12 protein-coding genes and 1 riboswitch are annotated in these 14,286 nt (G+C 68.1%); of the genes, 9 read left to right on the forward strand and 3 right to left on the reverse strand.

What is annotated here, in order from left to right; genetic code table 11:
- The 3 genes from GFH49_RS38420 to GFH49_RS38430 all read right to left on the reverse strand — a co-directional run bounded on the left by GFH49_RS38420 (position 1) and on the right by GFH49_RS38430 (position 3,235).
- Positions 1 to 843, reverse strand: a complete 843-nt coding sequence (locus GFH49_RS38420) for a carbohydrate ABC transporter permease (RefSeq protein WP_155060684.1) — start codon at positions 841 to 843, stop codon at positions 1 to 3.
- Positions 840 to 1,850, reverse strand: coding sequence for a carbohydrate ABC transporter permease (locus GFH49_RS38425; protein ID WP_155060685.1), 1,011 nt, complete (start codon positions 1,848 to 1,850; stop codon positions 840 to 842). Before GFH49_RS38425 ends, GFH49_RS38420 begins: the two co-directional genes overlap by 4 nt.
- Positions 1,851 to 1,951: 101 nt before the next feature.
- Positions 1,952 to 3,235 carry an extracellular solute-binding protein gene (locus tag GFH49_RS38430; RefSeq protein ID WP_155060686.1) on the reverse strand — a complete coding sequence of 428 codons (1,284 nt, stop codon included), beginning with the start codon at positions 3,233 to 3,235 and terminating at the stop codon, positions 1,952 to 1,954.
- A gap of 320 nt (positions 3,236 to 3,555) precedes the next feature.
- On the opposite strand from GFH49_RS38430, the gene GFH49_RS38435 reads away from it, so the two are divergent.
- From GFH49_RS38435 to GFH49_RS38475, 9 genes are all read left to right on the forward strand, one after another.
- Positions 3,556 to 4,320 carry a GntR family transcriptional regulator gene (locus GFH49_RS38435; protein WP_155060687.1) on the forward strand — a complete coding sequence of 255 codons (765 nt, stop codon included), beginning with the start codon at positions 3,556 to 3,558 and terminating at the stop codon, positions 4,318 to 4,320.
- Between the two features lie 174 nt (positions 4,321 to 4,494).
- Positions 4,495 to 6,636 (forward strand): carbon starvation CstA family protein, encoded by a 2,142-nt coding sequence (locus tag GFH49_RS38440; protein WP_155060688.1) that lies wholly within the window; start codon positions 4,495 to 4,497, stop codon positions 6,634 to 6,636.
- On the forward strand, positions 6,608 to 6,808 hold the full coding sequence (locus GFH49_RS38445; RefSeq protein ID WP_155060689.1) for a YbdD/YjiX family protein: 201 nt from the start codon (positions 6,608 to 6,610) through the stop codon (positions 6,806 to 6,808). The genes GFH49_RS38440 and GFH49_RS38445 overlap by 29 nt, the downstream gene beginning before the upstream one ends.
- Before the next feature lie 155 nt (positions 6,809 to 6,963).
- Entirely contained in the window at positions 6,964 to 7,218 is a 255-nt protein-coding gene (locus GFH49_RS38450) for a DUF3311 domain-containing protein (protein WP_155060690.1), read from the forward strand.
- Positions 7,215 to 8,843 (forward strand): monocarboxylate uptake permease MctP, encoded by a 1,629-nt coding sequence (gene mctP, locus GFH49_RS38455; protein ID WP_155060691.1) that lies wholly within the window; start codon positions 7,215 to 7,217, stop codon positions 8,841 to 8,843. The genes GFH49_RS38450 and mctP overlap by 4 nt, the downstream gene beginning before the upstream one ends.
- A gap of 79 nt (positions 8,844 to 8,922) precedes the next feature.
- Positions 8,923 to 9,429 carry a GNAT family N-acetyltransferase gene (locus GFH49_RS38460; protein ID WP_155060692.1) on the forward strand — a complete coding sequence of 169 codons (507 nt, stop codon included), beginning with the start codon at positions 8,923 to 8,925 and terminating at the stop codon, positions 9,427 to 9,429.
- Positions 9,430 to 9,481: 52 nt separating this feature from the next.
- A riboswitch (cobalamin riboswitch) is annotated at positions 9,482 to 9,610 on the forward strand.
- 122 nt (positions 9,611 to 9,732) lie between these two features.
- Positions 9,733 to 12,087, forward strand: coding sequence for a ribonucleoside-diphosphate reductase subunit alpha (locus GFH49_RS38465; RefSeq protein WP_155060693.1), 2,355 nt, complete (start codon positions 9,733 to 9,735; stop codon positions 12,085 to 12,087).
- Positions 12,087 to 13,100 (forward strand): ribonucleotide-diphosphate reductase subunit beta, encoded by a 1,014-nt coding sequence (locus tag GFH49_RS38470; RefSeq protein ID WP_155060694.1) that lies wholly within the window; start codon positions 12,087 to 12,089, stop codon positions 13,098 to 13,100. The genes GFH49_RS38465 and GFH49_RS38470 overlap by 1 nt, the downstream gene beginning before the upstream one ends.
- Before the next feature lie 218 nt (positions 13,101 to 13,318).
- Positions 13,319 to 14,284, forward strand: coding sequence for a GlxA family transcriptional regulator (locus GFH49_RS38475; protein WP_155060695.1), 966 nt, complete (start codon positions 13,319 to 13,321; stop codon positions 14,282 to 14,284).
- The last annotated feature ends 2 nt before the right edge of the window (positions 14,285 to 14,286 follow it).

A 14,286-nucleotide genomic window follows, 5' to 3' on the forward strand; every position in this document is an offset into this window, starting at 1 on the left:
TTATCCCTTCACGGCGCCCGCGGTCAGACCCGCGGCCATCTTGCGCTGGACGAGGAGGAACAGAACGACGATCGGCACGGCCATCATCGTGGCGCCGGCCATCATCGGGGCGTACTCGGTGCCGTGCTTGGTGCTGAAGTTGCTGAGCCACACGGTCGCGGTCTGGTTGTTCTGGCTGAGCAGCATCAGGGCGTAGAGGTACTCGTTCCAGGCCTGGATGAAGGCGTAGACCGAGGTGGCGACCATGCCCGGGGCGAGCAGCGGGAAGACGACCCTGACGAAGGCGCCGGCGCGGGTGCAGCCGTCGACCATCGCCGCCTCCTCCAGCTCCTTCGGGATGTTGACGATGAAGCCGCGCAGGGTCCACACCGTGAAGGGCAGGACGAAGGTCAGGTACGTGATGATCAGGCCGCTCAGCCTGTCGTACTGGCCGAGGTCGTTGAGCAGCAGGAAGACCGGGATGATCATGGCGACCAGCGGAACCATCTGGACCGCGAGGATGCCCACGATCACGATCTTGCGGCCGCGGAAGGCGAATCGGGAGATGGCGAGCGCCGCCAGCAGGCCGACCACCATGCCGATCACGACCACCGCCAGCGACACGATCAGGCTGCGGCCGACCGGGCCCCAGAAGTCCGCGATGTCCAGCGCCCGGCCGAAGTTGGAGAAGGTCAGCGAGGTCGGCAGCAGGCTGGGATCCGGGTCGATGGCGTCCTTCTCCGGCTTGAACGCCGTGTTCAGCATCCAGTAGACGGGGAAGCCCGCGGTGAGGAAGACCAGGAGGCCCAGGAGGTTCCAGCCGGCCTTGGACTTCCGGGGCGGCTGAGGGACCAGCGTGCTCATTCGACCTCTCCGATCTTCAGCATCTGGCGCATGTAGACGGCGACCACACCGAGCAGCAGCGCCACGGTGAGCAGGGCGATCGCCGAGCCCTGCGCGTAGTCGTTGACCACGAAGGCACGGTCGTAGGAGTACGTGGTGAGCAGCTGGAACTCGGCTTCGGGATGGCCGCCCCGCATCACGAAGACCTGGGGGAAGACGCCCATGTCCCAGATGACCGACAGGGTCGTCAGCATCACGATGATCGGCTTGAGGATGGGGAGCGTGACGTAACGGAAGACGCCCCAGGCGCCGGCGCCGTCCAGCCGGGCCGCCTCCTCCAGCTCCTTCGGGACCTGGGTCAGGCCGGCGCTCAGCGTGATGACCACGAAGGGCACGGCCCCCCAGACCACCAGCAGCATGATGACCGCGAGGCCTTCCCTTCCGCTCGCGAACCAGTTGTGGCCGGTCATCTCCACGCCGGGCAGCCTGCTGAGCAGCGCGTTGAGGATGCCGTAGTCCGCGTCGAACAGCCACTTGAACACCGTGGTCGCCACGATGATCGGCATGCCCCAGCTCGCCACCAAGGCGATGTTGACCAGCGTCTTCACCCAGCCGGAGACCCGCTGGAGGAGCAGCGCGATCAGCATGCCGATGACCATCGTGAAGATCACGCACCCGGCCGCGAAGACGATCGTCCGTACGACGACCCGCCAGAACTCCCCGTCCCCCAGCACCTTGGTGAAGTTGTCGAGCCCGACCCACTCCGCCGGCTGGAAGCCCCACAGCTGGGACTGGCCGAACTCCCGGAAGGAGAGGATGACCAGACGGACCATCGGGTAGCCGAGGACCAGGGCGAGGATCAGAAGGCAGGGGGCGAGCAGCAGCCAGGGCAGGCCACGTGCGCCCGAGGCCGTCCGGTCTCTCGGTGTCTTCTTCGGCTTCTTCTGCTTCTTCGCAACGGCCGGTGGTGGCGGTGACTGGCGCCGGGGCGGCACCTTGGCAGGGGTGGTCGTGTCTGCGGCACTCATCCGCGCGCTCCTCAGCGGTCCCTCAGGTCGTACGGGAAACGTCGTACGGAAAACGTCGTACGGAAGACAGGGCCTCGCCCGCAACGGGGCCCTGTCCCAGGTCACTTGGTGTTGATGACCTCGTCGATCGCGGCGTCCGCTTCCTTCGCGGCGGCCTCGACCGGCTTCTTGCCGGTGCCGATGTCCTGCAGCATGGTCTGCAGGATCTGGCTCTTCTCGACCTGGCCCCAGCCCGGCGCCATCGGGACGAACCAGTTGGACTCGGCCGCGGTGGCCGGGACCGCCGTCGCCGGGTCGTCCTTGAGGGTGGCGAGGTCGGTCTTGTTGTTGGGCAGGTTGCCCTTGGCCATCAGACCCTGCTGGCCGGAGGCGCCCGTGTAGGCGTTGATCCACTCGGCGGCGACCGCCTGCGCGTCCGACCGCACGGGGACGGCGAGGTCCGAGCCGCCCAGGAAGACCGGGAGGTTCTCGCCGGACGGGCCGGGCATCACGAAGTTCTCAAGGTTGCCCTTGAGCTCGCCGGTCTTGTCGTTCTTCGGGTCCTCGGCGGTCGCGCCCTCCCAGGCCGCGCCGAAGATCATGGCGGACTTGCCCTGGCCGTAGACGAGGTAACGGTCGGACTCGTCCTTGGTCTTGTCAGCGTGCATGTACGTGTCGATGACGTTCTTGAACTCCTCCAGGCCCTTGATCGACTCGGGCGAGGAGAGGTTGGCCTTCCACTGGCCGCCGGACTCCTCGGCGATGGAGCCGCCGGCGTCGTAGACGAAGGACATGGCCGCGTACCAGTCGCGGGTGGGCTGGTACCAGGCGCTGAACTTGTCGCCCTCCTCCTCCTGGATCTTGTCCAGGGCGGAGGTCAGCTCCTCGTACGTCTTCGGCGGGGACTTCACGCCCACCGAAGCCGCCACGTCCTTGCGCCAGTTGGCGACCCGGCCGCCGGCGTAGTACGGCACGCCGTACGTCTTGCCCTCGTACGTCACCGAGGCCTTGAGGCCGTCCAGCCAGGCGTCCGAGTTCTCGAACCTGGCCGGGTCCACGGGGGCGAAGGCGCCCTTGACCATGTAGCCGAGCATCTCGGTGTTGCCCATCTCGACCACGTCGGGGGCCTTGTCGGTGGCGAGAACGGCGTCGAGCTTGGCGTTCTTGTCGGGCCAGCCGTAGTACTCGTGGTTGATCCTGATGCCGGGGTGCTGCTTCTTGATCGCGTCGTCGGCGGCCTTCACCAGCTCGGGCCAGTTGTTCTGCGCGTCGACGGTGAGCCAGACCGTCAGCTCCTTGGCGTCCGCGCCGGTGTTGTCCGACCCCCCGCCGTCACTGTCCCCGCACGCCGCGAGGGACACCATCATGCCCGCGATACCGATCGCGGCTGTCAGCTTGCGCTTCACGCCACCCTCCTCAGGGATTCCCCCCCGGTACCGCCATCGGGGCCGGGACTGGACCAATGGTGTAGACCAGTAGCGGGAGCTTGGACCAGACCAGCACGCCTGTCAAGAGTGCTCGAAAGGCTCCGACCAGCCGTTATGCGACCTACATATGCAGGAACCTTTAAGTAAGAAGACAGCGAAATCAGCCCGCGCGGAGTACTGTCATCCGCTAGACCACTCGCCTGGACCATGTGCCCACTGTGGACTAGACCAAAAGAGACGGCGACGGTATACAGAGGGGATCACGATGTGACCCGCATCCGGAGCCGGGAAGGCAGACCATGAGCACCGACGTCAGCAGTGCGGAGAACGAGGGTGGCGCCACCGTCCGTACCGCGCGCGTGCCCAAGTACTACCGCCTGAAGAAGCATCTGCTCGACATGACGGAGACGTTGCCGCCCGGCACCCCGGTCCCGCCCGAGCGCACCCTCGCCGCGGAGTTCGACACCTCGCGCACCACCGTGCGCCAGGCACTGCAGGAGCTGGTGGTCGAGGGGCGGCTGGAGCGGATCCAGGGCAAGGGCACCTTCGTCGCCAAGCCCAAGGTCTCGCAGGCGCTGCAACTCACCTCGTACACCGAGGACATGCGCGCCCAGGGCCTCGAACCCACCTCCCAGCTCCTCGACATCGGCTACATCACCGCCGACGACCGCCTCGCCGAGCTGCTCGACATCACGGCCGGCGGCCGGGTGCTCCGCATCGAGCGGCTGCGCATGGCCAACGGCGAGCCGATGGCGATCGAGACGACCCACCTGAGCGCCAAGCGCTTCCCCGCCCTGCGCAGGTCGCTCGTCAAGTACACGTCCCTCTACACCGCCCTCGCCGAGGTCTACGACGTCCATCTCGCCGAGGCCGAGGAGACCATCGAGACCTCGCTGGCCACCCCGCGCGAGGCCGGCCTGCTCGGCACCGACGTCGGCCTGCCGATGCTGATGCTGTCCCGGCACTCGCTGGACCGGGAGGAACAGCCGGTGGAGTGGGTGCGGTCGGTGTACCGGGGGGACCGGTACAAGTTCGTGGCCCGGCTGAAGCGGCCCGCGGAGTAGAACGCCGGGCAGGGAAGGGAGTAGACGCCGGGCAGGGGCAGAACACCGGGCAGAAGGCTCAAGCGGCCGCAGGAATGGGCCCGTTCGTAGCGCGAACACCCGCACGCGGTGTAGCGCGGCTCACATTCCTGTTCTACGGTCGGCCCGTCATCGTATGGACGGGAGGGCGACCCGGTGCGCACCGCGAACGTTCGAACGATCGTCATCTGGAGTCTTGTCGCGCTGGTCGGGGCCGTCGGCTGGTCGGTGCTCGCGCTGGCCAGGGGCGAGAACGTGTCCGCCGCCTGGATGGTCGCGGCGGCCCTCGGCTCGTACGCGATCGGCTACCGCTTCTACGCCAAGTTCATCGCGTACAAGGTCCTCAAGGTCGACAAGACCCGGGCCACTCCGGCGGAGCGGCTGGACAACGGCATCGACTTCCACCCCACCGACCGCCGGGTCCTGCTGGGCCACCACTTCGCCGCGATCGCGGGCGCCGGGCCGCTGGTCGGGCCGGTGCTGGCGGCGCAGATGGGCTATCTGCCGGGCACGGTCTGGATCATCGCGGGCGTCATCTTCGCGGGTGCGGTCCAGGACATGGTGGTGCTGTTCTTCTCCACCCGGCGGGACGGCAGGTCGCTGGGTCAGATGGCGCGGGAGGAGATCGGCCCGTTCGGCGGTGCGGCGGCGCTGCTGGCCGCCTTCGCCATCATGATCATCCTGCTCGGCGTGCTGGCGCTGGTCATCGTGAACGCCCTCGCGCAGTCCCCCTGGGGCACCTTCTCCATCGCGATGACGATCCCGATCGCCCTGGTGATGGGCTTCTATCTGCGAGTGCTGCGCCCCGGCCGGGTCGCCGAGGTCTCGCTGATCGGCGTCGCCCTGCTGCTGCTCGCGCTGGTCGCGGGCCGCTGGGTCGCCGAGTCGTCCTGGGCCGACACCTTCACCCTCGCACCCTCCACGCTGGTCATCTGGCTGGTGGCGTACGGCTTCATCGCCTCGATCCTGCCGGTGTGGATGCTGCTCGCGCCGCGCGACTACCTGTCCACCTTCATGAAGATCGGCACGATCCTGCTGCTCGCGCTCGGCGTCGTGATCACGCTGCCGGCGCTGCGGATGGACGCGGTGACGGACTTCGCCTCACGCGGCGACGGGCCGGTGTTCGCGGGCTCGCTCTTCCCGTTCGTCTTCATCACCATCGCCTGCGGCGCCCTGTCCGGGTTCCACGCGCTCATTTCGAGCGGTACGACGCCGAAGATGATCCAGAAGGAGACGCAGATCCGGATGATCGGCTACGGCTCCATGCTGATGGAGTCGTCGGTCGCGGTCATGGCGCTGGTGGCGGCGAGCATCATCGACCCGGGCCTGTACTTCGCGATGAACGCGCCGTCCGGTGTGATCGGCACGACGGTGGAGAACGCCTCGCAGGTGGTGGGCAGTTGGGGCTACCAGATCACCCCGGCCGAACTCGCCAGGGCGGCCCAGGAGGTGGAGGAGTCGACCCTGCTCTCCCGCACCGGCGGCGCACCCACGCTCGCCGTCGGGGTCTCGCAGATCTTCTCCGAAGTGACCGGCGGCAGCCTCAGGGCCTTCTGGTACCACTTCGCGATCATGTTCGAGGCGCTGTTCATCCTGACCGCGCTGGACGCCGGCACGCGCGTGGGCCGCTTCATGCTCCAGGACATGCTCGGCAACGTCTACCGGCCCTTCAAGAACGTCAGCTGGAAGCCCGGACTGGTCATCACCAGCGGCATCGTGTGCGGGCTGTGGGGCTACTTCCTGTGGGTCGGCGTCCATGAGCCGCTCGGCGGAATCAACCAGCTCTTCCCGATCTTCGGCATCTCCAACCAGCTGCTGGCCGCCGTCGCCCTGGCCGTCTGCACGACCCTGCTGGTGAAGTCCGGACGCCTCAAGTGGGCCTGGATCACCGGGATTCCGCTGGCCTGGGACGCGACGGTCACGCTGACCGCCAGCTGGCAGAAGGTGTTCTCCTCCGACCCGGCGGTCGGCTTCTTCAAGCAGCGCCAGGTGTTCCAGGACGCCATCGACCGCGGCGAGGTCCTGGCGCCCGCCAAGTCCATGGACGACATGCACACCGTGGTCACCAACTCCACGGTGGACGGCGTCCTCACCGCGGTCCTGGCGGTCCTGATCGTCGTCGTGATCGTCGACGCGACCCGTGTCTGCGTCCGGCATGTCCGCCGCCCTGCGCTGTCCGCGCTGAGCGAGACGCCGCACGTCGAGTCGAAGATCGTCGCCCCGGCCGGGCTGATCCCGACCAGGGAGGAGAAGGAGGAGGAGGCCCGCCATGCGGTCGGCAGTGGCACGAGCTCTTAGGGGCGTGCGCTGGTACGTGCGGGAGCTGACCGACGAGTCGGCCTACGACCGCTATGTCGCGCACGTACGGAAGGACCATCCCCAGGCCGAGGTGCCGTCCCGGCGTGACTTCGAGCGGATGCGCACGGACCGGCAGGAGGAGGATCCGCGACAGGGGTTCCGCTGCTGCTGACAGTGGCTGCTGACGATGGCTGCTGAAAACGGCTGGTGGGGACGTCTGGTGAGGATTGCGGCGGTCATGTGGATGAGGACTTCCGCTTCCTGGACACCGTGACCTAGATTGCCTGCGCGTTACACAGGTGATCGGTGAGGGGACGGAACCGCCAGATGTCACAAGCCCCGGAAGTGAGCAGAGGGACGGTGACACCCACCAGGGTCGTCATCGCGCTCTGCCTGTTCGCGCCCTTCGTGGCGATGTTGTGGGTGGGTTCTTACACGAAGGAGGACCCGGCCTTCATCGGCATCCCGTTCTTCTACTGGTACCAGATGGCCTGGGTGGTCATCTCCACCGTGCTGACGATGGTCGCGTACAAGCTGTGGCAGCGTGACCAGCGGGCACGCAAGGGGGGTGCCGGAAAGTGAAGGACGGCGTGAACGGCGTCGCACTCGCCGTCTTCATCCTCTTCTTCGTGGTCGTCACGGTCATGGGCTTCCTGGCCTCGCGCTGGCGCAGGGCCGAGAACGAGCAGACCCTGGACGAATGGGGCCTGGGCGGGCGCTCGTTCGGCACCTGGATCACCTGGTTCCTGATCGGCGGCGACCTGTACACCGCGTACACCTTCGTCGCCGTACCCGCGGCGATCTACGCGGCGGGCGCGTCCGGCTTCTACGCCGTGCCCTACACGATCCTCATCTACCCGATGATGTTCGTCTTCCTGCCGCGGCTGTGGTCGGTCTCGCACAAGCACGGGTACGTCACCACCTCGGACTTCGTCCGGGGCCGCTTCGGCTCCAAGGGGCTGTCGCTGGCGGTGGCCGTGACCGGCATCCTCGCCACCATGCCGTACATCGCGCTCCAACTGGTCGGCATCCAGGCCGTGCTGGACGTGATGGGCGTCGGCGGCGGCGAGAACACCAACTGGTTCGTCAAGGACCTGCCGCTGCTGATCGCCTTCGGCGTGCTGGCCGCGTACACCTACTCCTCGGGGCTGCGGGCGCCGGCCCTGATCGCGTTCGTGAAGGACACGCTGATCTACATCGTCATCGCGGTGGCGATCATCTACATCCCGATCAAGCTGGGCGGGTTCGACGACATCTTCGCCGAGGCGAGCGCCGCGCTCAGCCAGACCAACCCGGCGACGGGCGCACCACGCGGCGCGGTCGTCCCGGGCGAAGCGAGCCAGTGGACCTACGCGACCCTGGCCCTCGGCTCGGCCCTCGCGCTGTTCATGTACCCGCACTCGGTGACGGCCGTGCTCTCCAGCCGCAGCCGTGACGTGATCCGCCGCAACTCCACGATCCTGCCGCTGTACTCGCTGATGCTGGGCCTGCTCGGTCTGCTCGGCTTCATGGCGATCGCGGCCGGAATCAGGGTGGACAACGGCCAGCTGGCGATCCCGCAGCTGTTCGAGAACATGTTCCCCGACTGGTTCGCCGGCGTGGCCTTCGCGGCGATCGGCATCGGCGCGCTGGTGCCGGCGGCCATCATGTCCATCGCGGCGGCCAACCTCTTCACCCGCAACATCTACAAGGACTTCATCAAGCCGGACGCCACGCCGGCACAGGAGACCAAGGTCTCCAAGCTGGTGTCCCTGCTGGTGAAGGTGGGCGCGCTGGTCTTCGTCCTGACCATGGACAACACGGCCGCGATCAACTTCCAGCTCCTTGGCGGCCTCTGGATCCTGCAGACCTTCCCGGCCCTCGTCGGCGGCCTCTTCACCCGCTGGTTCCACCGCTGGGCCCTGCTCACCGGGTGGGCGGTCGGCATGATCTACGGCACGGTCGCCGCGTACGGCGTCGCCTCCCCGACCCAGAACCACTTCGGCGGCTCCTCCAGGGAGATCCCCGGCATCGGCGAGATCGGCTACATCGGCCTGACTGCGTTCGTGCTGAACCTGGCGGTGACGGTGGCCCTGACCTTCGTACTGAAGGCGATGAAGGCCCCCGAGGGCATCGACGAGACAAGCCCGGAGGACTACACGGGCGAGGCGGGAGACCCGGGAGTCAAGACGGAACTGCCGCCGGCGACTGCGGGCGCGGCTCACTGAGCCGTACGTACGTCAGCACACGGGCCGCCGGAGAAAAACCGGCGGCCCGTTGTCGTACCCCTGCGGCACACTGCGAACCATGGCCATCTTGATCGAGCGGGCGGAGCCCGCGCAGTACGCGACCTTGGGCGAGATCACCGCACAGGCGTACCTCGGCGACGGGCTGCTCGACTTCGGGGAGAGCGATGCGTATCTGCAGGAGCTGCGGGACGTGGCACACCGGGCTGCGCAAGCTGACGTACTGGTCGCCTTGGCGGGTGACGGCCAAGTGCTGGGCGGCGTGACCTTCGTCCCCGCCGGGGGCCCGATGGCGGACATCGCACAGGACGGCGAAGCGGAGATCCGCATGCTCGCGGTCGCCAAGGAGCACCGGGGTCGTGGCGCGGGCGGGATTCTCGTACGGGCCTGCATCCATCGCGCGCGGCACGTCGAGGGCTGCGAGCGGGTCGTCCTGTCCACCCAGCGGTCGATGCACGCGGCCCACCGGCTCTACGAACACCTCGGCTTCATCCGCACCCCCATCCGCGACTGGAACCCCATCCCGGGCATCGACGTCACCCTCCTCACCTATGAGCTGACGCTCTGAAACCGCCGCGACACAACATCTAGGGGTGTCACCGAAACCCGGCACAAGATGTATGCTCATGCTCGCTGTCGCCGCAGGGGAATCCGGTGCGAATCCGGAACTGTCCCGCAACGGTGTACTCATCCGTGTCCATGCGCGTATGGGAGTCAGTCCGAGGACCTGCCGACAGCGCGCCCGGCCATCCGGCCGGTGCGCCTGACGTCCGGGCCTCGTGGAATGGGCCGGTGGACGCGACGCCGTGTGCGCTCGTGAGCTGCCCCCTGCCCTCCGCAAGGCCCCGTGCCGAGCGAGGGAGAGCCCCACGTGACCATCGCGCCAGCCGAACCGGCCTCAGCGACCGACGAGACCGACGAGACCGACGGTCCCGGTAGCGCGTTGCTGCGGACCCTGACCGAGCTGACCGCCGACCTCCCCGACACCGACCCCGGCCGGGTCGCCGCCGCCGCGCTGCGCGGACGGTCGGCCCTGGCGGACGAGCCGGAGTTGCGCGAACTGGCCACCGAGGCCGCGGCCGGCCTCATCTCGGAGGACCCCGCGTACTCCCGGCTGGCCGCTCGTCTCCTGACGATCAGCATCGCCGCCGAGGCCGCCTCGCAGGGCGTCACGTCGTTCTCCGAGTCGGTCGCCGTCGGCCACCGCGAAGGTCTCATCGCCGACCGGACGGCCGAGTTCGTACGGCGGCACACGGCCCGGCTGGACCACCTGATCGACCGTGCGGCCGACGACCGCTTCGGCTACTTCGGCCTGCGCACCCTGCACAGCCGCTACCTCCTCCGGCACCCCCTCACCCGCAAGGTGATCGAGACGCCCCAGCACTTCATGCTGCGCGTCGCCGCGGGACTGGCGGAGGACGACACGGCACGGTCCGTCGACGAAGTCGCCGCGCTCTACGGGCTCATGAGCCGCCTCGACTACCTCCCCTCCTCCCCCACCCTCTTCAACTCCGGTACCCGGCACCCCCAGATGTCGTCCTGCTACCTCCTCGACTCCCCCAAGGACGAGCTGGACTCCATCTACGACCGCTACCACCAGGTGGCCCGCCTCTCCAAGCACGCGGGCGGCATCGGCATCGCCTACTCCCGCATCCGCGCCCGCGGTTCACTGATCCGCGGCACGAACGGGCACTCCAACGGCATCGTCCCGTTCCTGAAGACCCTCGACGCCTCGGTCGCCGCGGTGAACCAGGGCGGCCGGCGCAAGGGTGCGGCGGCGGTGTACCTGGAGACCTGGCACTCCGACATCGAGGAGTTCCTGGAGCTGCGCGACAACACCGGTGAGGACGCCCGCCGTACGCACAACCTGAACCTCGCGCACTGGGTACCGGACGAGTTCATGCGCCGGGTGAACACGGACGCCGAGTGGTCCCTCCTCTCCCCCGCCGACGTACCCGAACTGGTGGACCTGTGGGGCGAGGAGTTCGACGCGGCGTACCGCGGGGCGGAGGCGCAGGGCCTGGCGCGCAAGACCATCCCGGCCCGTGACCTGTACGGCCGCATGATGCGCACCCTGGCGCAGACCGGCAACGGCTGGATGACCTTCAAGGACGCCGCCAACCGCACCGCCAACCAGACCGCCGAGCCCGGCCATGTCGTCCACTCCTCCAACCTCTGCACGGAGATCCTGGAGGTCACGGACGACGGCGAGACGGCGGTGTGCAACCTGGGGTCGGTCAACCTCGGCGCGTTCGTGGACGACGGCGACCTGGACTGGGAGCGGCTGGACGAGGCGGTCCGCACCGCCGTCACCTTCCTGGACCGCGTCGTCGACATCAACTTCTACCCGACCGAGCAGGCGGGCCGGTCCAACGCGAAGTGGCGTCCCGTGGGCCTGGGCGCGATGGGCCTCCAGGACGTCTTCTTCAAGCTACGCCTGCCCTTCGACTCGCCCGAGGCCAAGGCCCTCTCCACCCGCATCGCCGAGCGCATCATGCTCGCCGCGTACGAGTCCTCCGCCGACCTCGCCGAGCGCAACGGGTCGCTCCCGGCGTGGCAGAAGACCCGTACCGCCCAGGGCGTGCTGCACCCCGACCACTACGACGTCGAGCTGTCCTGGCCGGAACGCTGGGCGGCCCTGCGGGCGCGCGTCGCCGAAGTCGGCCTGCGCAACTCGCTGCTCCTGGCCATCGCACCCACCGCGACCATCGCGTCCATCGCCGGCGTGTACGAGTGCATCGAGCCGCAGGTGTCCAACCTCTTCAAGCGCGAGACCCTGTCCGGCGAGTTCCTCCAGGTCAACTCGTACCTGGTGAACGAGCTCAAGTCGCTCGGCGTCTGGGACGCCCGCACGCGTGAGGCACTGCGTGAGTCGGGCGGCTCGGTGCAGGACTTCGCCTGGATCCCGGCGGACGTACGGGCGCTGTACCGCACGGCGTGGGAGATCCCGCAGCGCGGCCTGATCGACATGGCCGCCGCCAGGACCCCCTTCCTGGACCAGTCCCAGTCCCTGAACCTCTTCCTGGAGACGCCCACCATCGGCAAGCTCTCCTCGATGTACGCGTACGCCTGGAAGTCGGGCCTGAAGACGACGTACTACCTGCGCTCCCGCCCGGCGACCCGCATCGCCCGCGCCGCGCAGGCCGCTGTCCCCGTTCAGACGGCCGTGGAAGACGCCGTCGCCTGCTCCCTTGAGAACCCCGAGTCCTGCGAGGCCTGCCAGTGATGACCAGCGAGAACAAGAACCTGCTCGACCCGGGCTTCGAACTGACGCTCCGCCCCATGCGCTACCCCGACTTCTACGAGCGCTACCGGGACGCCATCAAGAACACCTGGACCGTGGAGGAGGTCGACCTCCACTCGGACGTCGCCGACCTCGCCAGGCTCAGCCCCGCCGAGCAGCACCTGATCGGCCGCCTGGTCGCCTTCTTCGCGACGGGCGACTCGATCGTGGCGAACAACCTCGTGCTGACGCTGTACAAGCACATCAACTCCCCCGAGGCGCGGCTGTATCTCTCCCGCCAGCTCTTCGAGGAGGCCGTCCACGTCCAGTTCTACCTGACGCTGCTGGACACCTACCTGCCCGACCCGGAGGACAGGGCCGCCGCCTTCGACGCCGTGGAGAACATCCCGTCCATCCGCGAGAAGGCCGAGTTCTGCTTCAAGTGGATCAACGAGGTCGAGAAGCTGGACCGCCTGGAGTCCAAGGCCGACCGCCGTCGCTTCCTCCTCAACCTCATCTGCTTCGCCGCGTGCATCGAGGGCCTGTTCTTCTACGGTGCCTTCGCGTACGTCTACTGGTTCCGCAGCCGGGGTCTGCTGCACGGCCTGGCGACGGGAACGAACTGGGTTTTCCGGGACGAAACGATGCACATGAGCTTCGCGTTCGACGTGGTCGACACCGTCCGTAAGGAGGAGCCGGAGCTGTTCGACGACCAGCTTCAGCAGCAGGTCACCGACATGCTGAGGGAGGCCGTCGAGGCCGAGCTGCAGTTCGCGCGCGACCTGTGCGGTGACGGCCTCCCAGGGATGAACACCGACTCGATGCGGCAGTACCTGGAGTGCGTCGCCGACCAGCGGCTGACGCGGCTCGGTTTCGCTCCGGTGTACGGCTCCGAGAACCCCTTCTCCTTCATGGAGTTGCAGGGGGTTCAGGAACTCACCAACTTCTTCGAGCGGCGCCCTTCGGCGTACCAGGTCGCGGTGGAGGGCTCCGTCGACCTGGACGAGGACTTCTGAGTCTTACGTTCCGCCTCCCTCAGCTGTCGGTCGATCCGGCGCTCGTGGATGGCCCCCACGAGCGCCGGACCCCCGAGAAGGGAGAAGAGGATCACGACGGCCATGTATTCGAGGAATGCGTTCATGCGGTAAGTCTCGTACCGGCACAACACTCATGACAGTGGCAGGACTGCCGCACATCCTCGAATTACTGCCAGCGGCAGTGGCACACTGGCCGCATGCTGAAGAACGTGGCCGTCGCGATGCTCGACGGCGTTCATCCCTTCGAACTCGGTGTGGTCTGTGAGGTCTTCGGCCTCGACCGCAGCGACGAGGGGCTGCCGGTGTACGACTTCGCGGTCGTCTCGGCGGAGGGCCCCGCGCTGCGTACCCATGTCCCCGGGTTCACGGTCTCCACGCCCTACGGCCTCGAACGGCTCGATGAGGCCGACCTGATCGCCGTACCGGCGGGCAGCGACTACATCGGCCGGGACTATCCGGACGCGCTGCTGGACGCCCTGGCCAGGGCCACGGACCGGGGGGCCCGGGTGCTCAGCGTCTGCTCCGGCGTCTTCGTCCTCGGTGCGGCCGGCCTGCTCGACGGGCGGCGGTGCGCGGTGCACTGGCGGCAGGCGGACCAACTGGCCCGGCGCTTCCCGCGCGCGATCATCGAGCCCGATGTGCTGTACGTGGACGAGGACCCGGTGATCACCTCGGCGGGCACGGCCGCCGGCATCGACGCCTGTCTGCACATCGTGCGCAAGGACCAGGGGCCGCAGGTCGCCAACGCCATCGCCCGGCGCATGGTCGTACCGCCGCACCGGGACGGCGGACAGGCCCAGTTCATCGAGCGGCCGCTGCCCCGGTCGCAGTGCGACACCGTCGGTGGGGTGCTGGTCTGGATGGAGGAGCACCTCGACGAGGAGGTCACCGTGGAGCAGCTGGCCGCGCGGGCGCACATGTCGCCGCGCACCTTCGCCCGCCGCTTCCAGCAGGAGACCGGTACGACTCCCTACCGCTGGATCCTGCGGCAACGCGTGCTGCTGGCCCAGCGGCTGCTGGAGGCGACGGACGAGACGGTGGACGCGATCGCGGCCCGAACCGGGTTCGGTACCGCGGCCGCGCTGCGCCATCAGTTCGTACGGTCGATCGGGACGACCCCGCAGGCCTACCGGCGCACCTTCCGGGGCCCCGAAGCGGCCTGACG

The organism is Streptomyces blattellae (assembly GCF_009709555.1).
Classification (GTDB): Bacteria; Actinomycetota; Actinomycetes; order Streptomycetales; family Streptomycetaceae; genus Streptomyces; species Streptomyces blattellae.

What these genes read in the sequence shown, in the direction of transcription:
- GFH49_RS38420 (WP_155060684.1), bottom strand. Translation starts at nt 843, where the DNA reads ATGAGCACGCTGGTCCCTCAGCCGCCCCGGAAGTCCAAGGCCGGCTGG.
- GFH49_RS38425 (WP_155060685.1), bottom strand. Translation starts at nt 1,850, where the DNA reads ATGAGTGCCGCAGACACGACCACCCCTGCCAAGGTGCCGCCCCGGCGC.
- GFH49_RS38435 (WP_155060687.1), top strand. Translation starts at nt 3,556, where the DNA reads ATGAGCACCGACGTCAGCAGTGCGGAGAACGAGGGTGGCGCCACCGTC.
- GFH49_RS38445 (WP_155060689.1), top strand. Translation starts at nt 6,608, where the DNA reads ATGCGGTCGGCAGTGGCACGAGCTCTTAGGGGCGTGCGCTGGTACGTG.
- GFH49_RS38450 (WP_155060690.1), top strand. Translation starts at nt 6,964, where the DNA reads ATGTCACAAGCCCCGGAAGTGAGCAGAGGGACGGTGACACCCACCAGG.
- GFH49_RS38460 (WP_155060692.1), top strand. Translation starts at nt 8,923, where the DNA reads ATGGCCATCTTGATCGAGCGGGCGGAGCCCGCGCAGTACGCGACCTTG.
- GFH49_RS38470 (WP_155060694.1), top strand. Translation starts at nt 12,087, where the DNA reads ATGACCAGCGAGAACAAGAACCTGCTCGACCCGGGCTTCGAACTGACG.
- GFH49_RS38475 (WP_155060695.1), top strand. Translation starts at nt 13,319, where the DNA reads ATGCTGAAGAACGTGGCCGTCGCGATGCTCGACGGCGTTCATCCCTTC.